This window comes from Bartonella sp. AP19HLJMH, from assembly GCF_042196245.1.
Lineage (GTDB): Bacteria > Pseudomonadota > Alphaproteobacteria > Rhizobiales > Rhizobiaceae > Bartonella.
Window position 1 is genome coordinate 84707 of sequence record NZ_JBHIPX010000001.1, and the last position, 25488, is coordinate 110194.

Sequence of the window (25488 nt, forward strand, 5' to 3'; positions counted from 1 at the left end):
AAGATAAAGCCCTTTATTTAAAACGAATACCACACTTAAAATTATATTTTAAAGGCGGAATTTGATATAAAAACTTAGGAAAATAAGGTGCTATAAACTGAATAACACCCAAACTTATGAGACTTCCTAAAATTGCCCCTGCTAAAATATCAAAGGGATAATGTACACCCACAAAGATGCGCGCCCAACAGATCAAACACAAAAATACGGTGGCAAATTTAAAAGTAACTTTGTATCGGTAAAAATAAAAGTTAGCTGCATAAGATGCAATGGTCAAGGCATGATTACTAGGAAAAGAAGCTGTTGCACGATGTTGAATAAGCGGTGTCGTCAGCCCTACCACGAATGGGCGAGGATGAAAATAAAAAAGAGAAATGAGATAACCTATGAAAAGAGATGCACAAATACTCATGCAAATGCTTAGCACAACACACCGTTCCCTCTCCCCACCACAAAACCACAACGCACAAAGATGGAGAGGAATAATATAAATTAAAAACTTTGCACAAAAAATACTAAACAAAACTACAATCGACCAAGCTTGATGATTGCCGACAAACATTTCAAAGAGTGTAACATCAATCTGGTTTAAAAAGTCCATTTTTCCCTCCTTTGCCTTTATATTACAGTATTATCTTTTTGTAGAAGAAGGAAATATATCAAGATTTAACAAATCAATTTTTTTATGTGCATAAACTTGCTATTTTAAAAGATAACCTGTAGATATGAAATATTCGTTGCCGGCACTTTAGCTGGAGGTTGAACGGAGGGCTGTAAAATATCAGTAGGAAATATAATGTTTCCGGCCTCCCGTATCTCCGCTCTGAGATGTCTCGAATTGTAAACGCGTCCTTTCTTCTTTGGATTTCCAAAAAAGACAAGTCGCAGAGGCTTTGCGCTAAAACCGGTGAAATTTAATTGAAGAAAGGCAAAACAATGGCTCTTTATGAACATATGTTCCTTGCCCGACAAGACATTGCACCGCAGCAAGTTGATGAACTTTTGAGTCTCTACAAAGGTGTCATTGAAGCGCATGGTGGAAAAGTTGGGCGTATAGAAAATTGGGGACTTCGTCCTCTTGCTTACCGTATTCGTAAAAACCGTAAAGCTTATTATGTCTTAGTCAATATTGATGCACCAGCTTCAGCAATTGCTGAAGTGGAGCGTCAGATGCGCATCAATGAGGATATTTTGCGTTATATGACCATTCGCGTAGAAAAACACGAAAAAGAAAAATCTGCTATGCTCTCACACCTTGATCGCAATAGTCACATTGGACATGATGAAGAGCGTCCCCGTTTTCCACGTCGTCAACGTGAAAATACTATAGAAGGGGTAGAATGATGACTGATACTAATCAAAACTCTGCACGTCGCCCCTTTCATCGTCGTCGTAAAACATGTCCTTTTTCAGGGACCAATGCTCCCAAAATTGATTATAAAGACATCAAGTTGTTACAACGTTATATTTCCGAACGTGGGAAAATTGTTCCTTCACGGATTACTGCTGTTAGTCAGAAAAAACAGCGTGAATTAGCTAATGCTATCAAACGTGCTCGCTTTTTAGGCTTACTTCCGTACGTTATAAAGTAAGCAATCAATACGCTATGCAACTGGAGAGTTTCTCCAGTTGCTTTTCTTATATGGTTAAAAAATAGCTTGTTGTATCCTATGTTAAGCTATTAAATGTCAAAGTTGGGGTATTGACACGCCTCTAACTGCAGAAAGCAGGACAGCAATAAATGAAAAAAAATCGTACTTATGAGATATTAACCGGTATTTTGGCAGGATTATTTGCTGTTGTGATAGGACTGGCAATCATCAGTGTTGCAAATATCGCGCCCTTTTTTTCTCTTCTTCTTGGCTGCTTTCTTTCATTGCCAATTTTTATTGTTGCGTTCGGTCAAGGAACATTAGCCAGTCTCATCGCCCTCATAAGTGCCACTGTTGTTCTTAGCATAACCACTAATACCTATATTGCTCTTGGCTTTATGTTCTTATTTTTCCTTCCTGCTGTCTATGCTTCTTGGCTTCTTGGGCTTGCACGACCAGCGCAAAAAGAAAACGAACTGATATGGTATCCATTATCATCGGTTATTTTTCATTTAACTAATTTTATCGCTCTTATAGCAACTTTCATTGGGCTTTATGTTCAAACACGTCCTTCCACACCCATCGTTGCAAAAAAAATCACCGAAAACATAGCACAAACTCTGCAACAAACACAGTCAATAAAAGAAGCCGATATACGCGCTTTTAATGAGCTTTTAATGACGCATACAGCAACTTTTACTGCTTTTTCTTTGACTATTTATAGTTTGGTTTTTCTCATTGGTAACCTTTACTTTTCCATGATAGCAGCACAACATATGAAATGGCTGAAAAGACCCCGTGATGATTGGAGCCAAACTCTCCGCCTTCCAATTTCTGGAATTATTATTTTTATTATTGTTTGCATAGCATCGATGATTGAGTTGAGCGCTTCTCTTAACTTGAGTACCCTTGCCTTTAGTACTGCATACACTGTCATCATATTAATTAGCGGTCTAGCATATCTTCACAATATTACAAAAGGGGTAAACGGTCGGATTATTATACTTTCTCTTGTTTATATTGCTATTTTTACAGTCGTTTTTACTCCACCTATTGTTTTCATGATGCTTTTGATGGGAATTTGGGCTGCTATTCAATACAATTTTCAATCACGCAAAAAACTCCACTAAATTTATTTGTTCGAAAGGAAAAACTATGGATATTATTTTACTTGAGCGCATTCCTCGTCTTGGTCAGATGGGTGATATTGTCTCAGTTAAAGATGGTTATGCGCGTAATTTTCTCTTGCCTCAAGGTAAAGCTTTACGCGCAAATGAAGCTAATAAAAAACATTTTGAGGTACAACGTGCACAACTTGAAGCACGTAATCTTGAACGCAAAAGCGAAGCGCAAAAAATTGCTGAAAAACTTGATGGACAATCATTCATTGTTGTTCGTTCTGCTGGTGAAACAGGACAACTTTATGGTTCTGTGTCAACACGTGATATTGCTGAAATTATAACAGATGAAGGCTTTTCTATTGGGAGAAATCAAATCGAACTTAATCATCCAATAAAAATGATCGGTCTTCACACTATCACTCTTAGTTTACATCCAGAGGTTCAAATTTCTGTGATTATTAATGTTGCGCGTTCTACCAGTGAAGCACAACGCCAAGCAGAAGGTGAAACTCTCACTTCGGCTAAAGAAATATATAATATTCAAGAAGAATTATTAGAAGAAAGTCAGGAAGAATTATTGGCAGAAGAAATTAATGACAACGATATAAACAGTTCTCATCAAGAAGCTTAATTTCTATTTTTTCTTTCTGTTTTATATTTTTTATTCCATTTTAAATATCGATCATAAAATACTCACACTTTAAAAGTGAGTATTTTATGGCTATCGTACATAAAGAACCTAATTTTTATGAAAGAATTAGAAATATACTATTTAAAGGCATTACATGCCGAGAATAATAATATCACTAAGAGGAAATGTCTTTTGTTTTCCAGCATATAAAGCAAAAATAATTTAAAGTTCTACCCTTAAGGCTAAAGTTTGTATGAGCGTTAAGTTGATTATATCCTCACATGATCTGAAATAATTTCAGTTATAAAAAAATAATTCTACTTACACAGATATTGGAATTTTAAGGTTAAGTAACTTAAAAATACTTAAATTTAGAGTAGTAAAACTTCCACTTTAAAATCACATATTATAAAATAAAATAGATAGATGTTATATAAATAATACACAAATGATAAATGAGGAACGAAAAGAGAGTTTTAAAAAATTATATAATTTTAACTTAAAATGAAGATTTGTCGCTCTATTCTTTTAATTATACGATTTTCAATTTATCGCCTAAAGTAGCTAGACTTAGAATTTTAGTGGAAAAATATTATGGAAGAAACTAACGTTGTTAATGTCAGCTCTTCAAAGAAAGAGGATTCTCCTTCTTTTCGGCAACTTCCGCATAATATTGAAGCTGAACAGGCATTGCTTGGTGCCATCTTTATCAACAATGATTCTCTTGACCGCGTTTCAGATTTTTTAAAACCAGAACATTTTTTTGAACCATTGCATCAAAAAATTTATCATGTTTTATCTCACCTTATTAAAATAGGAAAACGTGTAGATCCAGTTACAATCAAGCCCTATATCCAAATGGAAGAAAAAATTGGAGATATTACTGTATACCAATATGTTGTTCGCTTAGCCACAGAGGCAGTCACTATTATTAACGCTGAAGATTATGGACGCGTCATTTACGATCTTTTTATCCGCCGGTCTTTGATTAACCTTGGAACTCAAGTCGTCAATACAGCCTTTGATGCTCCTGTAGAACTCACGCCTACCCAACAAATTGAAACTGTTGAAAATCAGTTATTTGAGCTAGCAGAAAAAGGGAAATATGGAGGTGGATTTGAAAATTTTAATGAGGCTATTAAAAAAGCTATCGATATGGCAAGTGCTGCGAAAAAGCGCTCTTCACAATTATCAGGGATAGCCACCCATATTAAAACACTTGATGAAAAAATGGGAGGATTACAAGCATCTGACTTAATTATCCTTGCGGGCCGCCCTGGTATGGGTAAAACCTCACTGGCTACCAATATTGCCTTTAATATTGCTAATGCTTATAATCGTAATGCCAATATCCAAGAAAATGAAGGCGGCATTGTGGGATTCTTCTCACTTGAGATGTCATCCGAACAGCTTGCAACCCGTATTATTTCTGAACAAACAGAAGTCTCTTCTTCTGATATTCGGCGTGGCAATATTTCAGATGAACAATTTTCAAAAATTATTCGTGCGGTGAACCAACTACAAAAGGCACCACTTTATATTGATCAAACTGGGGGAATATCAATTACGCAATTAGCTGCTCGTGCGCGGCGTCTCAAGCGGCAACATGGTTTAGATATCTTGTTTATTGACTATATCCAACTCATGACAAGCAGTTCAAAGCGTTCATCAGAAAATCGTGTTCAAGAGATCACAGAAATTACCACAGGATTAAAAGCATTAGCAAAAGAATTGAATATTCCTATTATCGCTCTCTCTCAACTTTCTCGTCAAGTAGAAAATAGAACAGATAAACGTCCACAGCTCTCAGATTTACGTGAATCTGGTTCAATTGAGCAAGATGCCGATATCGTTCTGTTTGTCTATCGCGAAGAATATTATCTCAAAAATGAAGAACCAAAACTAGGTAGCTTGGAACATACGAAATGGCAAGAAATAATGGATAAAGCTTTTGGAAAAGCTGACGTTATTATTGCAAAACAGCGCCATGGGCCGACAGGAATCGTGCCCCTTGCCTTTCAATCTGATTTCACACGCTTTAGTGATCTGGCCGATAGCAATTACCTTCCAGAGCAAATTGGTTAAATCGACATGGCGCGTAATCGTATTCAATTTATCTGTCAAAATTGCGGAACCATCCATTCCCGTTGGGCAGGAAAATGTAGCGCTTGTGGGGAATGGAATTCCCTTATCGAAGAAACTATAAATAGCGGCATAGGAAGTGGTCCTAAGCAAAATGCTCGTAAAGGACGCATTGTCACACTCACATCTCTTTCTGGAAATATCGAAGATGCTCCACGTATTCATTCTGGTATTGCTGAACTTGATCGTGTTACCGGTGGGGGCTTTGTCCGTGGATCAGCACTCCTTGTTGGAGGTGATCCGGGTATTGGTAAATCAACATTGCTGACACAAACAGCCGCTGCTTTATCACGTAAAGGATATAATGTCATCTATGTTTCAGGTGAAGAGGCTATTGCGCAAATTTGTCTGCGCGCACAAAGGCTTGAAGCTAACAATACAGAAGTGAAACTTGCTGCTGAAACCAATGTTGAAGATATCCTGGCAACCTTAAGCGAACATAAAAACCTTGATATGGTGATTATCGATTCGATTCAAACCCTATGGTCAGATACAGCAGATTCAGCACCTGGCACTGTCACACAAGTACGTATCGGTGCTCAGGCAATGATCCGCTTTGCCAAGAAAACAGGAGCCGCCGTTGTTCTTGTTGGGCATGTTACAAAAGATGGACAAATTGCTGGTCCTCGAGTCGTTGAACATATGGTTGATGGCGTTCTCTATTTTGAGGGTGAAGGAGGACATCATTATCGCATTCTTAGAACTGTAAAAAATCGCTTCGGACCAACAGATGAAATTGGTGTCTTTGAAATGTCTGATAAAGGATTACGCGAAGTGATAAATCCATCTGAATTATTTTTAGGGGAACGTAATGAAAAAGCACCAGGCGCTGCTGTTTTTGCAGGAATGGAAGGGACACGCCCGATACTCGTAGAAATTCAAGCGCTTGTTGCTCCTTCTTCCCTTGGGACACCAAGACGTGCGGTTGTCGGATGGGATGGAAATCGCCTTTCTATGATTCTTGCCGTTTTAGAAGCTCATTGTGGCATTCGTTTTGGACAGCATGATGTCTATCTGAACGTGGCAGGTGGATATCGCATATCAGAACCTGCTGCTGATTTAGCTGTAGCCGCTGCTTTGGTATCTTCTCTTGCCAATATCGCATTGCCAACGGATTATGTATATTTTGGTGAAGTCAGTCTTTCAGGAGCTACCCGCGCTGTTGCACATTCAGCACAGCGCATCAATGAAGCAAAAAAACTCGGCTTTCAAGGAGCCTTTCACCCCACAACAACAACCGAAATGATGAAGTCGCTCAACTTTCAACAAAAAACTTTCTCCGACCTTCCCGAACTCGTTGCTACTCTTACCGTAAGTAAAAAATGATCTGCACCACAGATATGATAATATAGAAAAAACTCTATAAAATACAAAAGATCCTTGCTATAAGAACAAAAAATGGCATAACAAAAAATATATTTGCACACAGACTTAAAAGAACACAACTTTATGTATAAGGAACAAACAAATGATCATAACAATCCTTGATGGAATTGTCGTAGTAATCATCCTGTTGTCCGCTTTTCTTGCTATGCTTCGAGGATTTTCACGTGAAGTGTTATCGTTGATTTCTTGGGCAGTTGCAGCTGTTACGACACTGTTTTTATTCAAACCTGTCTTACCTTTCTTTGAACAATATCTCTCTAATAAAATGATTGCATTGATCACAACATTGGTCACAATTTTTATTATTGTTCTCATTATTACTTCAATTATTACAATGAAGATCTCTGATTTTATTATTGATAGTCGAATTGGTATCCTTGACCGTGCTATTGGTTTTATTTTTGGAGCACTTCGTGGTTTACTTATCATGGTCATCGGTATGTTGCTGCTTAATGCACTGATTAAACCCGAGCTTCAAGCGAATTGGTTAAAAAATGCAAAAACAAGGCCTATTTTAGATTCATTGGGACAAAAAGTTTGGGAAATACTCCCCAAAGATATTGGATCTGTTCTCGAAAAGACGGAAAATTTGTTTAAAGACAGCAATAAACATACGTATGAGCAACACTCTCATGAAAAGATAATTTTCAAAAAATAGAGAATAGTTTTTCATGAGGAAAGAGAACTAAATGATGTAAAATGTGATATTAATGATTCCTCCATATCACAACTGAAAGAATATGATGATAAAAAGCGATGTTTTCTGTCAAGAATTTTCATTAGATGATGATACCCTTCATGAAGAATGTGGAGTTTTTGGTATTCTTGGGCATGAAGATGCTGCAACATTAACAGCTCTTGGACTCCACGCACTTCAGCATCGTGGGCAAGAAGCAGCTGGGATTGTTTCTTACCATAATAAAATATTTCATCAAGAAAAGCATTTAGGTCTTGTTGGCGATCACTATACAAACCCTGCAACACTTGCCCGCTTACCAGGAAATCGTGCTATTGGACATACCCGTTATTCAACAACTGGAGAAGTGGCATTACGCAATGTTCAACCCCTTTTTGCTGAATTGAAAGTTGGAGGTATTGCTATTGCGCATAATGGTAATCTTACCAATGGTCTCACATTACGCCGTGAACTCATCGCTTCTGGTGCTATCTGTCAATCAACGTCAGATTCAGAAGTTTTTCTCCATCTTATCGCCCGCTCACGTTATGAATCGTCCTCTGATCGTTTTGTTGATGCGATTCGGCAAGTAGAAGGTGGGTATGCTATGTTAGCGCTCACACGTACAAAGCTTATTGCGGCACGCGATCCAACAGGAATTAGACCTCTCGTGATGGGGGAACTTGATGGTAAGCCTATCTTTTGTTCTGAAACTTGTGCTCTTGATATTATTGGAGCAAAATATGTCCGTGATGTTAAAAATGGAGAAATCATCATATGTGAAATACAAAAAAATGGGGAAATTACGAAAAAAATTATAAAACCAGAAAATGAGACACCAGAAAAGCTTTGTTTATTTGAATATGTTTATTTTGCCCGCCCGGACTCAATCGTTGGAGGGCGTAGTGTTTATACAACACGTAAAAATATGGGAATTCGTTTAGCACAAGAAGCCCCCTGTAAGGGTGATGTTGTAGTTCCTGTTCCTGACGGAGGAACACCTGCCGCAATTGGCTATGCACAAGAAATTGGAATTCCCTTCGAGCTTGGTATTATTCGTAATCACTATGTTGGCCGCACTTTTATCGAACCAACACAACAAATTCGCGCTTTTGGCGTCAAGTTAAAACATTCGGCAAACCGTCCTGTGATTGAAGGAAAACGTGTTATTCTGGTTGATGACTCTATTGTGCGTGGAACAACATCCCTTAAAATTGTACGAATGCTTCGCGATGCAGGAGCAAAAGAAGTTCATATGCGCATTTCTAGCCCTATGATTTTTTATCCTGACTTTTATGGTATTGATACACCTAAAGCTGAAAACCTTTTAGCAAATCAATATCCAGATTTAAAATCTATGTGTGATTTTATTGGAGCGGATTCATTAGAATTTCTTTCAACGGATGGATTATATCTTGCTGTAGCAGGGGAAAAACGGAATAACGCCGATCCACAATTTACTGACCATTATTTTACTGGATATTATCCTACGCATCTGGTTGATCAAGAAAATCTCTCCAAAATTCATCAATCATCTGTTCTTAAAACAAGAGATTAATGATGACAAAACGTGACTTTAGTCTCCATGGGCGTGTTGCACTTGTTACTGGCGCATCAAGAGGGATTGGCTATTATTTGGCACTCGAGCTTGCTGCACGCGGCGCTCATATTATTGCTCTTGCACGAACAGTCAGTGGACTTACTGAATTAGATAATCAAATCCGAGAAAAAGGAGCTCATGCAACCCTTGTTCCCCTTGACTTGCATCATATGGAAAACATCGATACCCTTGCTATCTCAATTGCCAAACGCTGGAAAAAACTTGATATTATCGTTGCAAACGCAGGAATTCTTGGAACACTCTCACCAATAGCGCATATAGAAAACACGGTATTTGAAGATGTTTTTCAAATAAATCTTTTCAGCCAATGGCGCTTAATGAAAGCCGTTGAGCCTTTATTACGTGAATCTGATGCTGGACGAGCCATCCTGTTATCCTCAAGCGTTGCGCATGCTGCGCGCCCTTTCTGGGGAGCTTATGCAGCCTCTAAAGCGGCTTTAGAGGTGATTGCCCGCTGTTGGGCAGAAGAACTCAAACAAACCCCTATTAAGATTAATTGTGTCAACCCTGGTGCCACACGCACTGCCATGCGCGCTGAAGCTATGCCCAGTGAAGATCCACAAACTCTTCCTTCACCACAAGAGGTTGCAAAAAAGATAGTCCATTTGTTATCACCTGATTTAAAGGAAACTGGAAAACTCTTTAATGTCCATAAAAATCGGTTTGTAGATTATCATGTACCTGATTGATCATCATATGAGAAGTAAATCGTTTGACTCTCTCTTTTTCCTGTGCTTTTCGACAGAAGAATGAAGCACTTTATAATTCTTGGATAGCTTTAGCATCAGCCTTTTTCTCTTCTAAAGTAGCACGTTTATTATAAGCGATAAAACTACAAGGGAGAAAAATCATATAGCTAACAGCTGTAATCAATAAAGTTTCCCATGTGTAAGTCGCAAGAAAACCGACATAAATAACAATGACCAACATGCAAGGTATAACGATATCGCGCCTTAAATTTTGATCAATTGTTTTTGCATTCCATACCGGTAAACGACTAATCAAAAGAAAAGCAATAATTACAGTATAAAGACTAAAAAATAATGCCCACCCCCAATTGGGGACCAAACCAAGAGTGCCTAAATAGGTAGGCAATAAAAGTAATAATGCTCCTGCTGGTGCTGGAACACCAACAAAATAACTTCTCTGCCACTTAGGTATATTGGGGTTATCTAACATCACATTAAAACGTGCTAATCGCAAACAACAAGCAACACAATAAACAAGGGCAGCAACCCACCCAATATGATTCGCTTGATTCAAGATAAAAGAATAAACAATGAGTGCAGGGGTAACACCAAAATTTATAACATCAGCAAGAGAATCCATCTGTGCCCCAAAAGATGAACTACCATCTATTAAACGGGCAATGCGACCATCAGCACCATCTAAAACTGCGGCCAAAAGCACCATTAAAATAGCAGCTTCATAGCGATGTTCAAAAGCCAAACGAATGCTGCTCATCCCTGCACAAATTGCTAAAATAGTAATGATATTAGGAATGACATACCGCATTGATGTAGGTGAACGCCGCCGATTTGCAACATCATCATGCTGCCCCTCAGGATTGAATGAAGAAAATGGCGAAAAATTTTTCATTGTGAGTCCTAATCGTATCTGAAGTCCGTTGTGGCACTCTTATCATCAAAAGAACCCAAAACTGTTTCTCCAGCAATTGCTGTCTGTCCAACTGCAACACGCAATTTCATTTCAGTTGGTATATAAACATCAAGGCGAGAACCAAAACGAATCAATCCAAATCGCTCACCAGTCATAACGGCATCGTTTTCTTTTGACCAGCAAACAATCCGGCGCGCAACCATTCCCGCTATTTGTACGACACCAATTTTACCATGTTTGCTATCAATTACCACCCCATTACGCTCATTAAACTGACTAGCTTTATCAAAGTCAGCATTGGTAAATCGACCTGGATGATAAACGATAGACTCTACTGTACCACTGATAGGAATACGATTAATATGGCATGAAAAAACATCCATAAAAATGGAAATACGGATCATTTCATCTTTCCCTAATCCTAATTCTTCAGGTGGAACACATGATTCCACAAATGAAATACGCCCATCTGCAGGCGACATAACCCAATTTGAATTCAAAGGGATCACACGATCTGGATCACGGAAAAAGTATACACACCACACCGTGAGAACGAGACCAAACCAAAACAACGGACTCCATATCCAACCAAGAATGAGCGAAATAACAAAAAACGCTACAATAAAAGGATAACCTTCTTTATGAACCGTTACAAAGCTATTATGGAAAGATTGCAGAATACTCATATAATTTCCTATTCATCGTAAACTTAAACAAGCAACAAAGCTTTTTGTTCCTCTTGTGTCTTTTTATGTATTTAATCAATCACTCCATATAAAGATATAGATTACATTTTGCTCTATTTATTTTTTACGATTAACAACACTCGTCTCATCTTCTTCACGCATTTTACGTAATTTTTCTTCCGCTTGCGATGCTTCAAGCTGCTTATTCCACATTGAAGCATAGAGACCTTTCTTGCGTAAAAGCTCTGTATGCGTCCCATTTTCAATAATACGACCACTTTTAAGAACTAAAATTTCATCCGCATTGATAACAGTAGAAAGACGGTGCGCAATAATCAATGTTGTACGTCCACGGCTTACAATATCCAATGCTTGTTGAATTTCCTGTTCCGTCGCCGTATCAAGAGCCGCCGTTGCTTCATCTAGAATAAGAAGTGGAGGAGCTTTTAAAAGTGTCCGTGCAATAGCCACGCGTTGTTTTTCACCACCTGATAATTTGAGACCTCGCTCTCCTACCATAGACTGAAAACCTTCCGGTAAAATTTCAATAAATTTTGATATTTGTGCCATTTCAGCAGCTTTGCGCATCTCTTCATCTGTAGCACTTGGACGCCCATAGCAAATATTATAGGCAATTGTATCATTAAATAACACCGTATCTTGTGGGACCATGCCAATCGCTTCACGCAAACTCTTTTGTGTTACGTCACGAATATCCTGCCCATCAATTGTGATAGAGCCTGCATCAACATCATAAAACCGAAAAAGCAACCGAGAAATAGTAGATTTACCGGCACCTGATGGACCGACAATAGCGACTGTTTTTCCTCCAGGAACTTCAAAATCAATATCTCTGAGAATCTGACGTCTCGAATCATAGGAAAACTTTACCTGATGAAAACAAATGGTCCCATCGCTTATCTCTAACGGTTTAGCATCCGATTTATCAACGATCTCTTTCTGAACATCTAAAAGATCAAACATTGCTTCAATATCCGTTAAACCTTGTCGAATATCACGATACATTGAACCAATAAAATTTAGTGGAATGGAAAGTTGCATTAAAAGCGCATTAATAAAAACAAAATCTCCTAAAGTTTGTGTCTTATAAAAAACTTCATAAGCTGACATCAGCATCATGATCGTCATTCCAATACCAAAGATAAGAGTCTGACCAAAATTAAGCCAGCTTAAAGATGTCCAAATCTTTGTTGCGGCTTTTTCATAACCTACCATAGAAGCATCAAAACGATCGGCTTCTAGAGTTTCATTACCAAAATATTTGACCGTTTCAAAATTCAAAAGAGAATCAACAGCGCGAGTATTCGCCTCAGTATCCGCTGTATTCATTTTTTGCCGAATACGAATACGCCAATCACTCGCCTTAATGGTAAACAAGATATATAATCCAACCGTTGCAACAACGATGAGAAGATAATGCCACCCATAACTTATGTAAAATACCAGTGCCGTTAATATAAATTCTAAAACTGTCGGTACTGTACTAAGAATTGAAAATCTTACGATCGCTTCAATTCCTTTTGTTCCACGCTCAATCACACGAGAAAGCCCACCTGTTCGGCGTTCCAAATGAAATCGCAAAGATAACTCATGCATATGTACAAAGGTTTTATAAGCTAATTGACGAACAGCGTATTGACCAACAGTGGCAAACAGGGAATCGCGTAATTGATTTAATCCAGCCTGCATAATACGCGCGACATTGTATGCCAAAACGAGCATGATGGGAATAATCCAACTGGATGGGAACCATTCAGGTAGCTGAAAGCTTGAATCAAGCACATTCGTAGAATATTTAAATAAATACGGTACAGATATGAGAACGAGCTTAGCCAAAACAAGATAAAATATTGCCCATAGCACACGCATTTTTAGATCACGCCGCCCTACCGGCCACATATAGGGCCATAAATTGTAAAGTGTGTGCAGAGTCTTCCCTGTATCTGATGATACAGTTTTTGTCATTTCATTGCGTTTCATAAAGTCCTTACTTCTCTATCATCCGCACAAACAGGCAAAATACCCTCTGTGGTTATTTATAGATTCATCTCTTCATTACGGCTTCCAATAAGCTATACCTACCCGTTTTTTGAAGTTAGACTGTTTTTGAAAAAGGAACAAGAAATAATCCACTATACAATTTATTATTTGGATCTGTATTTTCATACCACTCTGCCGCAAATAAATTCTCAGACTTTACACGCTTTTTTTTCAGTTCTGCATGAAGCCACTTTCTTGTTTTACCAATCTCTTTCAGCCCCTTATCAAGAATTTCACCATTTTGTATTAAAATGATAGACTTCTTTCCTTCTTCCTTTTTAATAACGGAACAATCGCCATTGGTTTCTAAACGAACGAAAGCAGCTTCATGTAAACTACAGCCTTTAATGCGCAACATTGTAATCAGATCATTCACACTGATACCTAATTTTTTAATCTTATCCACTTGAAATACTCCATCTAAAACCAATGCAATATGTCGTCCTGCAATGAGACGACGAAAAAAAACTGAATAGCGCATCAGAAAATTAAGAGATGTGACTAAAGTCTGCCAAATAAATAAGACAATCAACAATTGAATACTGCTAACATCCGGACTATAAATAACGCCTCCAATAATACTTCCCATGACAAAATTACTTACCAAATCAACTGGCGTCATTTGACTAAGACTACCACGACCTGTGGTTCTTAAAATCAAGAGGAAAGCGATAAGTCCTACAACTAGTTTTAGTGCAACATACCCATAATGATATAAAAATTCCATCATATTCTCCTTTTTTATGGAGCTGCTGGAATAGAGACATTAGTGTCGCTTTAGTGTCGCTTTATTTCCCACACAGTTATGCGCTCACCACTCTGCGGATCCTTACTGTCTTTTAAAAGAACCCCCTCGGCTGCAAGCTCATCACGAATTGTATCCGCAGCTTCCCACTCTTTATTATGGATAAGTCTTAGTCTTTCGGCAATGCGCTGATCAATAAATTTTGTATCAAGGAAAGTTTTTCTCATAAATAATGGGCAATCTATTTCTTTAATCCATTCTTGTCTTAACAGTCCTAATAAATTCATCCCATTCAGAAGAGCCAAAGCATTTCCTTCTTTATAAAATTTTCGCAAAAGAGTCAGTGCTTTTGGAGTATTAAGATCATCACTAAGTGCATCTATCAAAGTATCATCAATTGCTTCATTGTTTTTCATCTCACTCTTTTTGCTGCGAAGCCATTCATACCAACGATACAGTTCGCTGCTCGATTGTATTAAACGCTGTGCTGTCCAATTTAATGGTTCACGATAATGCGTTTGCAACATCGAAAAACGCGCAGACAAACCAGCCCAATTTTGCTTCATTTCATCGGCTAAAATACCATTAAACTCCCCCAAATTACTCTCTAAAACAGAACGAATAGTTATGAAATTGCCAAAGCTTTTCGACATCTTTTTGCCTTCAACTTGTAAAAAACCATTATGCATCCAAAAATTAGCCATTCGCTCCGTCCCAAAAGCTGAACAACTTTGTGCAATCTCATTTTCATGATGAGGAAAAATTAAATCAATTCCACCACCATGGATATCAAAAACATTGGCGGTCGGATCATCACAGGTTAAACCACCGCCATAGGGCGCTAATAACTTTGCCATTGACATTGCAGAACATTCAATATGCCAACCTGGACGACCTAAAACAGGAATTCCGCCCGGTGATTTCCAACCTGGTTCTCCTTCCACAGAAGGCTTCCACAAAACAAAATCCATCTCTTCCCTTTTATAAGCAGCAACATCGATACGCGCCCCCGCCCTCATTTCATCTAAAGAACGATTTGCAAATGCCCCATAATGGGGAGGATTTTTTATGCTACTTACAGAAAATAATATATGATTTTCGGCTTCATAAGCGTGCCCCTTTTCAAGCAACCTTTCAATTAAAGAGCGCATCTCCTCTAAATGCTCAGTGGCGCGTGGCTGACTGGTTGGCAACAGACAACCAAGTGCTATGGTATCTTGTTGAAACTGAGAATATGTACGTTCTGTTAAGTGACGAATAGCCTCATTCAATGATACGTTTGGATATTCGCTAGCTGCTCGTGCATTAATTTTATCATCGACATCTGTAATATTACGTGCATATAGAACATGCTCATTGCCATAAACATGACGCAATAAGCGAAATAAAATATCAAAAACAATAACAGGACGTGCATTTCCTATATGCGCATAATCATAAATTGTCGGTCCACAAACATAAAGGCGTACTCTTGTCGCATCTATTGGTGTAAATTTTTCTTTTTTACGTGTTAGCGTATTATAAAATCGCAACTCTTTCATTTATTGACTCCATGGACGATATTATGCACCGATCCTTTTAGATGTATCTTATCTCAAATCATTGTATTACGCGGTTTAAGCTAAAAACTTGTATCTTATAGTAAATTCTTCTTACCATTTTCCCATTGTATTTACGGCTGTATTCATCGTTTATCATAAAAACAATCTATTTTATTTGATTGGACAAAAGCGTTCTATCATTAGAGATGCGTTCTCTCCTTAAAGAAAATGAGCTTAGAAAAAAATCTATAGGCAATACAATATAAATCTATGTGAAAAATAGATAGCTTGCAGGCAGAAAATCTTAAATTTTTAACCACACAAAGCTTCGTCAGTATTTTCAATATTCCACAATGGGTTCCTTACTGCCTCTTACGCCCTATATTTTATAATCAATAATTGAGAATAATGTAGCAATTAACTTTATTTTTTTACACCGTTCTCATGACAAAATTATTTTATCTTTACAGATTTTTATTCAAAGAAAGCAATAAAAATAATGCGGTATAGATTGATGAACATCATTATTTTAATATTTCTTGTCATTTCAATGCCAACCTTTGCACAACAATCTCCACCTTATGAAAAAAAATTACTCCGACTAGCAGAAATTTTGGGATCATTGCATTCTCTCCAAAATCTTTGCGAGCCTCCAACAAACCAATGGTATGACTATATGAATGCACTGATTGAAGCAGAACGCCCCATTCCACAAAGACGTGCTTATTTTTATGAAGCGTTTAATGAAGCGTATCGTGCTTTCTCAGAAAATTATCATCATTGTACACAAGCAGCCATTGAAGCCAACCAAAGATACATTGAGGAAGGAAGAATTTTATCTGAAAACCTCCTCATGCATTATAAATAATTAATCTATACAAAAAGTAGCTCTCTCAATCTTAGCGATATCAATGATACTCCTTTCACAAATGCGGGGAGCAATAAACCAGCTCTGAAAATAGAGAGACGTTTAAAGAATAATGTCTTGATACGCTTTTATTCATATGCGCCTTTTTCCCCATACAAAACTGTTCTTTGGCTTCCTCCCCACACTTTAACGGACAAAGATTTTTAACTAAATTTGCTCTGTAAATAATCTAGGTTCTTGTTGAACAAGGTTTCTCTTGGCTTCTAACACATGTAATTTGCTGCATAGTTTCTACAAACAAGCCTAAGAATATTCACCACGCATAAAAAAAACACTTATGTATCAAAGAGGCTGACATACCCTATATCACCACTCTAAAGGATGGTATTTTACGGCATACTTATAATTTTAATCTGTTTACACCAAAGTTTCCATAAATTTAACAGGCTCTCCTTGTGAAGGTGTGACAATTTCACCTTCCCACATAACGCGCATACCACGGATAATAGTCCCAACAGGCCAACCTTTAACTTTTTGACCATCATAAGGTGTCCAACCGGCGCGAGAACCAATTAAGCTATTCGTAATAATTTCCTCTCGCTTAAGATCAACAATGGTTAAATCAGCATCAAACCCAACAGCAATGCGCCCTTTACAACTTATACCAAAAATACGACTAGGGCCATGTGAAGTGAGATCAACAAAACGTTCAAGAGATATTTTTCCTGCATTCACATGTGTCAACATAATTGCTGCTGTTGTTTGCACGCCTGTCATACCTGAAGGTGAAGAGGGATAAGGTTGAAGTTTTTCTTCAAGAGTATGAGGCGCATGATCTGAACCTAAGACATCAATAATTCCTTGTTGAACACCGTACCAAAGAGCGTCACGGTGGCGCGGCTCACGAATAGGCGGATTCATCTGAATTAATGTACCAAACTTCTTATAATCATCAGCCGTGAGCGTCAAATGATGTTGTGTCACTTCAATTGTTGCAACATCCTTATGTTTTTTTAGAAAATCAATTTCTTCTTCTGTCGAAAGATGTAACACATGAATCCGAGCCTTCGTCTCATGAGCAATTTTTACCAAACGCTGCGTACATTTTAATGCCGCAACTTCATCACGCCAAATCGGATGTGACGATGCATCCCCTTCAATACGCAATATTTTACGCTCTTTGAGCCTCGCCTCATCTTCAGAATGAAAAGCCGCACGACGGCGTGTATTCTTCAAAATAAGGCGTACACTTTCATCATCATCAACCAAAAGATCACCGGTAGAGGACCCCATAAAGACTTTAATTCCAGCCGCACCAGGAAGTCTTTCTAATTCAGATAGTTCATGAGCATTTTCACGCGTTCCTCCAACCCAAAATGCAAAATCACAATGCATTCGATGAAATGCGCGTTGAACCTTATCGCTTAATGTTTCTTCTGATGTTGTCAATGGATTGGTATTAGGCATTTCAAAAACTGCCGTAACACCCCCTAACACAGCAGAATACGAGCCACTTTCCAAATCCTCCTTATATTCATTTCCTGGCTCACGAAAATGCACTTGGCTATCAATAATTCCTGGTAAAATATGAAGCCCCGTACAATCAATGACCTCACTAGCCGATGCACATGTAAGGTCGCCTATTTCAGCAATACGACCATTTGTAATACCAATATCACGCTTGCTTCTTCCATCATGATTCACAAGTGTTGCACCTTTAAAAATTGTATCAAATGTTTTAAACATAACCACGCTCCTTACATATTGCTCACTTATCGATTATGTAACTTTGAGCAGAAAGGCAAGAACCATGATTGAAAAACAAAATGCCATTTGCTTAAAAAACCGCGGACTTATTCAAATTACAGGCGAAGAAGCAACAGATTTTCTACAATCCCTGATCACGACAGATGTAAAAAAAATCAGTCCACAGGAACTTTTCCCTGGAGCCCTTTTATCCCCACAAGGAAAGGTTCTTGCTGATTTTCTTATCGGAAAAAAAGAAGATGGTTACCTGATTGATATCAGGATGCCTTTAGCTGATACGCTCCATAAGCGTCTGTTGCTCTATAAGCTGCGCAAAAAAGTAGAAATTACACAACCATTCCAAGAGCTTGTTACAGTTTCTTTGAATAATGAATCAGATGCTTTAAATTTTGATTCAAGTTTTGTTGATAAACGCTTCCCACAAAAAGAAAAAATAATACGAATCTATGGCAAAAAACCTTTTTTAACTTCAGAATATCATGACACATGGAATCAATTGCGTATCCGTTATGCAATTGCGGAAAGTGATCAAGACTATGAAATTGGCAAAGTCTTTCCTCATGATATTAATTACGATCAAATCAATGGACTTGCATTCAATAAAGGATGTTATATTGGACAAGAAATTGTTTCACGAATGCACCACCGCCGTGCAGCACATCGCCGTATTTTTATTGTAAAAGGCCAGTGTAAATTAACCCCTCAATCTAGCATTGAAGCAGGAACAAAAGTGCTTGGCTACTTGGGAACATGTGTAGAAAATGAGGCTCTTGCTTTAATGCGTATTGACCACGTCAAAGATGCTATGGATCATAACATCCCCTTTACTGTAAAAAACATTCCTGTCACTATAAGCATTGCTGAAAATATGAATTTTACCTTTCCTGAAAATACTATAGAAAACACTCATGGCTAAAGCTGAATTATTAAAAAATGGAGAAGCCCGCGCTTGGCAAAGGATGCTCTCTGGAAGGCGACTTGATCTTCTCAACCCGTCTCCTTTTGATGTTGAAATTGAAGATATTGCCCATGGACTTTCTCGCGTGGCACGTTGGAACGGTCAAACACGAGGAGAGCATGCCTATTCTGTTGCACAACATTCACTTTTGGTTGAACAAATATTTCAAAAACTTTTTCCACAATCGGGAAGCAACGAATGTCTTTATGCCCTTCTTCATGATGCTCCAGAATATGTCATCGGCGATATGATTTCCCCTTTTAAAGCTGTCATAGGAAAACAATATGAACGCGTTGAAAAGCGCATCCAAGATGCTATCCACATGCGCTTTTCTCTTCCCGTTGATCTTTCTCAAAAACTTTTAAAAAAAATTAAACAAGCCGACTGTATTGCTGCCTATTATGAAGCGATTACGCTTGCTGGATTTAATACAGAAGAAGCCCTTCGCTATTTTGGCTTTCCCAATAATATTCTACCCGATGATCTTAATTTATCCCCTTATTCTACACAACACATTGAAAACGCATTTTTAGCGCGCTTTAATGACTTGGATGCCCAAAGATTATAGACTCTTCGCATTGTTGATTCCTTGTCATTACAGAATCATCACACTGACTTATAATAATAATTCATTGTTTTTTCATTTTGAATGAGAGCTCCTAATATCGTAAGCTTCACTCATTTCAAATCTGTTTATATTGAATCAATCAAAATCATTCTCTTGCACACCACAAGCGGGTCTGGCGTGTGGGTAAAATTTTTTAAAGAAAGAGTTAAAATGCTTCTTATGAACCATCTCAAGTGCTAAGCGCTGTCGCAGCATTGAAAATTGGCAAAGTGTGTGATGATGCCGGCTTGCTCTCTTATGAAGCGTAAAGACGGGAGTACTCTATAAATTTTATACACTTCATAAGGGACTTACCACTATACTATTCACGAACGCCGTCGCGAAATAGGTTGGGTACCTTAAGAAAGCTTTCTTTAAAAAAGCATGTGAATTAGCGACCCAATGGCGTTCTGTTTTGCATGAGAGGCGTGACTTCATTAAAGAAATGGAAAAAATCACAGTTCAAATTGCATATAAAATATATTAAAAATGCACATTCATTATCAAAATAACAAATGTTCTCTTGTCAAACCTTTCATCTTAAACTGAAGTTTATTTTAGTTTATAAACTTCATTATCCGCTGGGAAAGCACGAGATGTGACATCCTCTGCATAATTCTTTATTGCAGTTTCCATGGCTTGTTCAAGGTCTCCATAACGGCGTACAAATTTTGGCACATGAGAACCATAGCCCAACATATCTTCCATAACCAATACTTGCCCATCACATTGATTGGACGCCCCTATACCGATCGTAGGGATAGAAAGCTTATCTGTCAGTTTCACCGCTAAAGGTTCAACCATTGCTTCTAAAACAACAGCAAAAGCACCTGCCTCTTCAATCGCTGCTCCATCTGCTTCAATTCTTTGCCAATCATTCTCCTTGCGTCCTTGTGTTTTAAAACCACCAAAACGATTCATTGCTTGGGGTGTAAGACCGATATGCCCCATCACTGGAATGCCACGTTTACACAAAAAATCTACTGTTTCGGCTATATAAACGCCCCCTTCAAGCTTAACTGCACCACACCCCGTTTGTGCAAGAATGCGCGATGCATTTAAAAAAGCTTGCTCTGGACTTTCCTCATAAGAACCAAAAGGCATATCAATAACAACAAGAGCTTTTTGAGATCCACGCACCACGGCTTTCCCGTGTGAAATCATCATATCTAAATTAACAGGAAGCGTTGTCTCAAACCCATACACAACCATCCCAACGCTATCACCAACCAAAAGGATATCGCAATATGGATCAGCAATCCGCGCAGTATAAGCTTGATAAGCTGTTAAAGAAACAATTGGCTGTTGTCCCTTTCGTGCACGTATTTCGGAAGATGTTATACGCTTTACGGTTTTATGTACACTCATTTTCCACCCTTCTCTTGCAATATATATTGATCAATCAGCCTTATCTCACCAAAGCGGACAGTAAGAAGTAAAACTGCTGGTTTATTCAATGTTCCTTTAACCACGCATAAAGTTTCCATATCCCGTAAATCTATCGCTTCAATGATTGCACGCGTTTCTTGTTGTAAAATATCACGAACAGTTTTGCATAATTTATCAACCGACCGTTCACCTTCATGATAAAGCTTTTCAGCAGCTTTTCCACTTTCAGGAATAATTTTGGCAGCTTTACGATCTTCTAATGTTAAAAGCTGATTGCGTGAAGAACACGCTACACCATCTGACTCCCGTAGAATAGGAACTCCAACGATTTCAATAGGAAAAGCCAAATCTTCAACCATACGCCGAATAATTAAAATTTGTTGAAAATCTTTTTCCCCAAAAAAAGCCTTATCTGGTTGGACAATGTTAAAAAGTTTAGCAACAACGCTTGTTACACCACAAAAATGCCCCGGACGTAATTTTCCCATCAAAATACGTGATAATTTTTTCACTTGTACAATTGTATCATTCCCCAGTGGCCACATTTCATCGACAGAAGGAGCAAAAACACATTCAACACCTGCTTCTTTTAACAAAGCACAATCGCCCTTCAAATCTCTTGGATATTGAGAAAAATCTTCATGAGGTCCAAATTGCTTTGGATTGACAAAAATAGAAACCACTACGCGATCACACATTGCTCTTGCATACTGTACTAATGCAAGATGTCCATCATGCAATGCCCCCATTGTTGGAACAAAACCAATCGAAAAACCTAAACGTCGTTCCTCTGAAGTATATTGGCGGACTTCAGCAATTGTCTTTAAAATTCTCATTTTCCCATTCAATTATCATCAGATCAACCAATTAATGCCTGTACACCAAATTGACGCTCAAACAATTGTATCAAATTCATGCGCACTGACGGCTGCTTTATATCTCGTGGCTCCCAGACATGACGCATAAGAAAAAAACCCGTCAGTATAAAACCATTTATTATGTCACTAAAATCAGCAGGACGAGTCGTTCTTTGTACAAGAAACTGTGGTAGAATGAGAAGCTTTTTTTTCCAAGGTTCCCCTGCTTCTTCACAGACAGCCCGTCCAGATTTTGGTGATACGTAATGAAGCCTTTCCTGACGACCTGTTGCAGCACAACAAGATAAATCAAGACCAAAACCAAGTTCTTCAAGAAGCCGCATTTCAAAACGTACAAGCAATTCTGCATTTACAAATGGTTCATCAAAATTCTGCATAAAAAGGTGTAAAATATCATATAAAATGGGGTGCGGATCACGTTCGGGAAGAAGCCGCAAATGAAAAGCTATCAATTGCAAAGTATAAAGTGCTTCTGGTAGACAGATTAATCGTGCCGCATGTAAATCAAGAGCTTCAAGCCGAAAAAGTCCCAAATGTTCGTCTAAACGAGCCCACCATTCAGCCTCCACAAAATTTCCAGGTTGAAGAAGAGCTGCCATGCGACGCGAGCGCCCCCCTTTTACCACTCCCATATAACGACCATGTTCACGTGTCATAATCTCAAGAATAACACTTGTTTCACCATATTGGCGTGTACCAAGTATAACGGCTTGTTCTTTCCACTTCATTTTACTTTAATTATTTTTAAAAATCTTATTAAAAAAAATCCAATCCCATTTCACGATAACGTTCTGGATCGGTATCCCAATTATCGCGCACTTTCACAAAGAGAAAAAGATGCACCTTTTGATCCATAATTTCCATGAGTTCTTTACGTGCTGCTTGACCAATCGCTTTAATTGTATCGCCTTTTGCTCCTAAGACAATTTTTTTCTGACTCTCACGCTCGACATAAATAACTTGATTAATTTTAACGGAACCATCTGAACGCTCTTCCCAGTTTTCTGTTTCAACCGTTGAGGAATAAGGAAGTTCATCATGAAGACGAAGAAAAAGTTTTTCACGCGTAATTTCAGCAGCAAGATGACGCATAGGCATATCAGAAATTTGATCTTCCGGATAATACCATGGCCCTTCCTGCATCATGTTACTCAACGCATGAAGTAAATCCTTGCAACCAGAACCGTTTAGAGCAGAAATCATAAATGTTTGCGCAAACTTTACACGTTCATTTATTTTAGTGGTTAACGCTAGAAGAGATGATTTAACAACTGTATCAACCTTATTAAGAACAAGAACTTTTTCTTGTTTCATATTGTTTACAATATCTAACATCATATCAACTTCATCCGAAAGACCACTTTGAGCGTCAATTAAAACGAGTAGAACATCAGCGCTCTTAGCCCCTCCCCAAGCAGCAGAGACCATGGCTCGTTCTAAGCGCTTATGGGGACGAAAAACACCCGGTGTATCGACCAACACAATTTGCACATCATCATGAATGACAATACCGCGGATTAAAGTTCGTGTTGTTTGTACCTTATGTGTTACAATTGAAACCTTTGTTCCAACCAATTGATTAACCAGTGTCGATTTACCGGCATTAGGCATCCCAATAAGCACAACAAACCCAGAACGCGTTTTCATAACGTCACTCATGATCATTTTTTCCCACTGTTTTCCATACACCCTCTCGTCGCAAAATTTTTTCAGCTGCCATTCTTTCAGCATATCTTTTGGAGCTTCCCTGCCCAATCTCTGAAGCAAACCCAGAAATACTGACCTCTACAATAAAAACAGGATCGTGATCTGGACCTGAACGTTTTATAACCTGATAATGTGGTTGTGCATTGCCTTGGATATGCGCCCATTCCTGTAATTCTGTCTTGGCATCACGTCGACCAGCATCCATTTTCTTTGCCCGACTTTGCCAATATTTTTGAATAAAAGGGCGAACGCTTTCCAATCCTCCATCGAGATATATTACGGCAATCAAAGCTTCCACGACATCTGCATGCATGTTGATAAGTCGACGCCCCTCAAAATTTTTCATCTCAAAACCAACACGGATCATATCAGGAAGTCTCATTTCACGCGCAATATCAGCACATGTCTGTGCATTGACCAGATGATTTAAACGGACTGATAATTCACCTTCACTTGCCTGAGGAAAAAGTTGATACAGCATCTCTGCAATCAAAAGCCCTAAAACCCGATCCCCTAGAAACTCTAGTCGTTCATAATTCCCCTGTTCCGAATCTTGTACACTCGAGTGTGTTAATGCCTTCTTTAACCTCTCTTCATCTTTAAAACGATGCCCCGTCAGCTTGAAAAGCTGATCAATCATGAGACGTTTCATCGTTGTTTCCTTGCTTGATAAGCGGCAAATCATGAACCGTATTTATGAAAGAAAACAAACGTTTCCAACGCACATCAAATGGCCAGCGCCAAATCTGCCAAGCACTTGAACCATTACTGATAGAAAAGAAAATCACGCTCGCGCGACCAATAAGATTTTCTTCTGGAACATAGCCTACATCTAAACGACTATCATCTGAATTGTCGCGGTTATCTCCCATCATAAAGTAATGTCCTTGAGGAACTTCAAAGACTTCTGTATCATCAACTTTCGGGATGAAAGCTAAATCAAGTGTATCATAACTGACACCGTTAGGCATTGTCTCGCGATAAACCTCAACAGGATAGTTAACCTCTGTTATATCAGAATTATCAATCTCCCCCATAAAGTGACGTGAAACAGCCTCATCATTAATATAAAGGACACTTTGACGGACTTGTATACGATCACCTGGTAGCCCAACAACGCGTTTTATATAATCAATCTTCGGATTACTTGGTAAGCGAAAAACGACCACATCTCCACGTTGAGGTTGAGATGCCCAAATCCGTCCAGAAAAAAGAGGAGGAGAAAAGGGGATGGAAAAACGAGAATACCCATATGCATACTTAGAAACAAACAGATAATCTCCCACCAACAAAGTAGGACGCATTGAACCGGAAGGAATACTAAACGGCTGGAAAAAAAGTGTCCGAATAAACGCTGCTAAAAGCAAAGCCTGTATTAAAACAGAAATAAATTCACGAAGCCCACCTTTTTTTTCTTTTTTATGCACTTTATCTTTTTGGATCATCACCAACTGCCTTCTCATCACAGATATAATTTTTTTCATCATAATAT

General features: G+C 38.3%; 25 protein-coding genes. 12 read left to right on the top strand and 13 right to left on the bottom strand.

Annotated elements, in window-relative coordinates:
• Window positions 1–13: 13 nt before the first annotated feature.
• On the bottom strand, window positions 14–601 hold the full coding sequence (locus ACFINR_RS00350) for an undecaprenyl-diphosphatase (RefSeq protein ID WP_375631718.1): 588 nt from the start codon (window positions 599–601) through the stop codon (window positions 14–16).
• Between the two features lie 335 nt (window positions 602–936).
• On the opposite strand from ACFINR_RS00350, the gene rpsF reads away from it, so the two are divergent.
• The 9 genes from rpsF to ACFINR_RS00395 all read left to right on the top strand — a co-directional run bounded on the left by rpsF (window position 937) and on the right by ACFINR_RS00395 (window position 9858).
• A complete protein-coding gene (gene rpsF, locus ACFINR_RS00355) occupies window positions 937–1344 on the top strand; it encodes a 30S ribosomal protein S6 (RefSeq protein WP_375612935.1) in 408 nt (135 codons plus the stop codon).
• A complete protein-coding gene (gene rpsR, locus ACFINR_RS00360; protein WP_012754957.1) occupies window positions 1344–1592 on the top strand; it encodes a 30S ribosomal protein S18 in 249 nt (82 codons plus the stop codon). Before rpsF ends, rpsR begins: the two co-directional genes overlap by 1 nt.
• Window positions 1593–1741: 149 nt before the next feature.
• Window positions 1742–2722: a hypothetical protein gene (locus ACFINR_RS00365; RefSeq protein ID WP_375631716.1), complete on the top strand. Its 981-nt coding sequence runs from the start codon at window positions 1742–1744 to the stop codon at window positions 2720–2722.
• A 25-nt stretch (window positions 2723–2747) separates the two neighbouring features.
• Window positions 2748–3344 (top strand): 50S ribosomal protein L9, encoded by a 597-nt coding sequence (gene rplI / locus ACFINR_RS00370; RefSeq protein WP_273791080.1) that lies wholly within the window; start codon window positions 2748–2750, stop codon window positions 3342–3344.
• A gap of 594 nt (window positions 3345–3938) precedes the next feature.
• On the top strand, window positions 3939–5429 hold the full coding sequence (locus tag ACFINR_RS00375; RefSeq protein ID WP_375610161.1) for a replicative DNA helicase: 1491 nt from the start codon (window positions 3939–3941) through the stop codon (window positions 5427–5429).
• A 6-nt stretch (window positions 5430–5435) separates the two neighbouring features.
• Window positions 5436–6812: a DNA repair protein RadA gene (gene radA, locus ACFINR_RS00380; protein ID WP_375612937.1), complete on the top strand. Its 1377-nt coding sequence runs from the start codon at window positions 5436–5438 to the stop codon at window positions 6810–6812.
• A 142-nt stretch (window positions 6813–6954) separates the two neighbouring features.
• Window positions 6955–7530 carry a CvpA family protein gene (locus ACFINR_RS00385; RefSeq protein ID WP_375629260.1) on the top strand — a complete coding sequence of 192 codons (576 nt, stop codon included), beginning with the start codon at window positions 6955–6957 and terminating at the stop codon, window positions 7528–7530.
• Between the two features lie 82 nt (window positions 7531–7612).
• Complete coding sequence (gene purF / locus ACFINR_RS00390) at window positions 7613–9106, top strand: amidophosphoribosyltransferase (RefSeq protein WP_375631714.1); 1494 nt, start codon at window positions 7613–7615, stop codon at window positions 9104–9106.
• A gap of 2 nt (window positions 9107–9108) precedes the next feature.
• Window positions 9109–9858 (top strand): SDR family NAD(P)-dependent oxidoreductase, encoded by a 750-nt coding sequence (locus tag ACFINR_RS00395; protein ID WP_375640134.1) that lies wholly within the window; start codon window positions 9109–9111, stop codon window positions 9856–9858.
• Between the two features lie 70 nt (window positions 9859–9928).
• Here ACFINR_RS00395 and pssA read toward each other — a convergent pair whose 3' ends face one another.
• From pssA to cysS, 5 genes are all read right to left on the bottom strand, one after another.
• A complete protein-coding gene (gene pssA, locus ACFINR_RS00400) occupies window positions 9929–10768 on the bottom strand; it encodes a CDP-diacylglycerol--serine O-phosphatidyltransferase (RefSeq protein WP_375611225.1) in 840 nt (279 codons plus the stop codon).
• An 8-nt stretch (window positions 10769–10776) separates the two neighbouring features.
• Window positions 10777–11475, bottom strand: a complete 699-nt coding sequence (locus ACFINR_RS00405; protein ID WP_375612939.1) for a phosphatidylserine decarboxylase — start codon at window positions 11473–11475, stop codon at window positions 10777–10779.
• Between the two features lie 117 nt (window positions 11476–11592).
• Entirely contained in the window at window positions 11593–13476 is a 1884-nt protein-coding gene (locus ACFINR_RS00410) for an ABCB family ABC transporter ATP-binding protein/permease (RefSeq protein WP_375612940.1), read from the bottom strand.
• 115 nt (window positions 13477–13591) lie between these two features.
• Window positions 13592–14263, bottom strand: a complete 672-nt coding sequence (locus tag ACFINR_RS00415; RefSeq protein WP_375631812.1) for a DUF421 domain-containing protein — start codon at window positions 14261–14263, stop codon at window positions 13592–13594.
• A gap of 50 nt (window positions 14264–14313) precedes the next feature.
• A complete protein-coding gene (cysS, locus tag ACFINR_RS00420) occupies window positions 14314–15822 on the bottom strand; it encodes a cysteine--tRNA ligase (RefSeq protein ID WP_375652285.1) in 1509 nt (502 codons plus the stop codon).
• A 499-nt stretch (window positions 15823–16321) separates the two neighbouring features.
• Between cysS and ACFINR_RS00425 the strand changes: the two genes are divergently transcribed.
• The gene (locus tag ACFINR_RS00425; RefSeq protein WP_375612942.1) at window positions 16322–16690 is read left to right on the top strand and encodes a TIGR02301 family protein; all 369 of its coding nucleotides are present in this window, start codon (window positions 16322–16324) and stop codon (window positions 16688–16690) included.
• A 417-nt stretch (window positions 16691–17107) separates the two neighbouring features.
• On the opposite strand, the gene ACFINR_RS00430 is transcribed toward ACFINR_RS00425, so the two are convergent.
• Window positions 17108–18436: a dihydroorotase gene (locus ACFINR_RS00430; protein WP_375612943.1), complete on the bottom strand. Its 1329-nt coding sequence runs from the start codon at window positions 18434–18436 to the stop codon at window positions 17108–17110.
• A gap of 64 nt (window positions 18437–18500) precedes the next feature.
• Between ACFINR_RS00430 and ACFINR_RS00435 the strand changes: the two genes are divergently transcribed.
• Both ACFINR_RS00435 and ACFINR_RS00440 read left to right on the top strand, forming a co-directional pair.
• Window positions 18501–19373, top strand: coding sequence for a YgfZ/GcvT domain-containing protein (locus ACFINR_RS00435; RefSeq protein WP_375652286.1), 873 nt, complete (start codon window positions 18501–18503; stop codon window positions 19371–19373).
• Entirely contained in the window at window positions 19366–19983 is a 618-nt protein-coding gene (locus ACFINR_RS00440) for a YfbR-like 5'-deoxynucleotidase (RefSeq protein WP_375652287.1), read from the top strand. The genes ACFINR_RS00435 and ACFINR_RS00440 overlap by 8 nt, the downstream gene beginning before the upstream one ends.
• Window positions 19984–20574: 591 nt before the next feature.
• Here ACFINR_RS00440 and panB read toward each other — a convergent pair.
• From panB to lepB, 6 genes are read right to left on the bottom strand one after another with little or no spacing between them, the layout of a single operon-like run.
• The gene (gene panB / locus ACFINR_RS00445) at window positions 20575–21390 is read right to left on the bottom strand and encodes a 3-methyl-2-oxobutanoate hydroxymethyltransferase (protein WP_375612945.1); all 816 of its coding nucleotides are present in this window, start codon (window positions 21388–21390) and stop codon (window positions 20575–20577) included.
• The gene (gene panC, locus ACFINR_RS00450; protein ID WP_375612946.1) at window positions 21387–22247 is read right to left on the bottom strand and encodes a pantoate--beta-alanine ligase; all 861 of its coding nucleotides are present in this window, start codon (window positions 22245–22247) and stop codon (window positions 21387–21389) included. Before panC ends, panB begins: the two co-directional genes overlap by 4 nt.
• A 23-nt stretch (window positions 22248–22270) precedes the next feature.
• Window positions 22271–23017, bottom strand: a complete 747-nt coding sequence (gene recO / locus ACFINR_RS00455) for a DNA repair protein RecO (protein ID WP_375612947.1) — start codon at window positions 23015–23017, stop codon at window positions 22271–22273.
• Between the two features lie 28 nt (window positions 23018–23045).
• Window positions 23046–23948 carry a GTPase Era gene (era, locus tag ACFINR_RS00460; protein WP_375631705.1) on the bottom strand — a complete coding sequence of 301 codons (903 nt, stop codon included), beginning with the start codon at window positions 23946–23948 and terminating at the stop codon, window positions 23046–23048.
• On the bottom strand, window positions 23941–24648 hold the full coding sequence (rnc, locus tag ACFINR_RS00465) for a ribonuclease III (protein WP_375631703.1): 708 nt from the start codon (window positions 24646–24648) through the stop codon (window positions 23941–23943). Before rnc ends, era begins: the two co-directional genes overlap by 8 nt.
• The gene (gene lepB, locus ACFINR_RS00470; RefSeq protein WP_375611213.1) at window positions 24629–25441 is read right to left on the bottom strand and encodes a signal peptidase I; all 813 of its coding nucleotides are present in this window, start codon (window positions 25439–25441) and stop codon (window positions 24629–24631) included. Before lepB ends, rnc begins: the two co-directional genes overlap by 20 nt.
• Window positions 25442–25488 lie beyond the last annotated feature (47 nt).

Bases quoted from the DNA above. Each gene is read 5' to 3' on its own strand.
- ACFINR_RS00410 (WP_375612940.1), bottom strand. From the start codon at position 13,476: ATGAAACGCAATGAAATGACAAAAACTGTATCATCAGATACAGGGAAG.
- ACFINR_RS00375 (WP_375610161.1), top strand. From the start codon at position 3,939: ATGGAAGAAACTAACGTTGTTAATGTCAGCTCTTCAAAGAAAGAGGAT.
- ACFINR_RS00405 (WP_375612939.1), bottom strand. From the start codon at position 11,475: ATGAGTATTCTGCAATCTTTCCATAATAGCTTTGTAACGGTTCATAAA.
- ACFINR_RS00365 (WP_375631716.1), top strand. From the start codon at position 1,742: ATGAAAAAAAATCGTACTTATGAGATATTAACCGGTATTTTGGCAGGA.
- rnc (WP_375631703.1), bottom strand. From the start codon at position 24,648: ATGAAACGTCTCATGATTGATCAGCTTTTCAAGCTGACGGGGCATCGT.
- rpsR (WP_012754957.1), top strand. From the start codon at position 1,344: ATGACTGATACTAATCAAAACTCTGCACGTCGCCCCTTTCATCGTCGT.
- ACFINR_RS00440 (WP_375652287.1), top strand. From the start codon at position 19,366: ATGGCTAAAGCTGAATTATTAAAAAATGGAGAAGCCCGCGCTTGGCAA.
- ACFINR_RS00430 (WP_375612943.1), bottom strand. From the start codon at position 18,436: ATGTTTAAAACATTTGATACAATTTTTAAAGGTGCAACACTTGTGAAT.
- pssA (WP_375611225.1), bottom strand. From the start codon at position 10,768: ATGAAAAATTTTTCGCCATTTTCTTCATTCAATCCTGAGGGGCAGCAT.
- ACFINR_RS00385 (WP_375629260.1), top strand. From the start codon at position 6,955: ATGATCATAACAATCCTTGATGGAATTGTCGTAGTAATCATCCTGTTG.
- ACFINR_RS00395 (WP_375640134.1), top strand. From the start codon at position 9,109: ATGACAAAACGTGACTTTAGTCTCCATGGGCGTGTTGCACTTGTTACT.
- recO (WP_375612947.1), bottom strand. From the start codon at position 23,017: ATGAAGTGGAAAGAACAAGCCGTTATACTTGGTACACGCCAATATGGT.
- rpsF (WP_375612935.1), top strand. From the start codon at position 937: ATGGCTCTTTATGAACATATGTTCCTTGCCCGACAAGACATTGCACCG.
- ACFINR_RS00350 (WP_375631718.1), bottom strand. From the start codon at position 601: ATGGACTTTTTAAACCAGATTGATGTTACACTCTTTGAAATGTTTGTC.
- radA (WP_375612937.1), top strand. From the start codon at position 5,436: ATGGCGCGTAATCGTATTCAATTTATCTGTCAAAATTGCGGAACCATC.
- cysS (WP_375652285.1), bottom strand. From the start codon at position 15,822: ATGAAAGAGTTGCGATTTTATAATACGCTAACACGTAAAAAAGAAAAA.
- panB (WP_375612945.1), bottom strand. From the start codon at position 21,390: ATGAGTGTACATAAAACCGTAAAGCGTATAACATCTTCCGAAATACGT.
- lepB (WP_375611213.1), bottom strand. From the start codon at position 25,441: ATGATCCAAAAAGATAAAGTGCATAAAAAAGAAAAAAAAGGTGGGCTT.
- era (WP_375631705.1), bottom strand. From the start codon at position 23,948: ATGAGTGACGTTATGAAAACGCGTTCTGGGTTTGTTGTGCTTATTGGG.
- ACFINR_RS00425 (WP_375612942.1), top strand. From the start codon at position 16,322: ATGCGGTATAGATTGATGAACATCATTATTTTAATATTTCTTGTCATT.
- purF (WP_375631714.1), top strand. From the start codon at position 7,613: ATGATGATAAAAAGCGATGTTTTCTGTCAAGAATTTTCATTAGATGAT.
- rplI (WP_273791080.1), top strand. From the start codon at position 2,748: ATGGATATTATTTTACTTGAGCGCATTCCTCGTCTTGGTCAGATGGGT.
- ACFINR_RS00415 (WP_375631812.1), bottom strand. From the start codon at position 14,263: ATGGAATTTTTATATCATTATGGGTATGTTGCACTAAAACTAGTTGTA.
- panC (WP_375612946.1), bottom strand. From the start codon at position 22,247: ATGAGAATTTTAAAGACAATTGCTGAAGTCCGCCAATATACTTCAGAG.
- ACFINR_RS00435 (WP_375652286.1), top strand. From the start codon at position 18,501: ATGATTGAAAAACAAAATGCCATTTGCTTAAAAAACCGCGGACTTATT.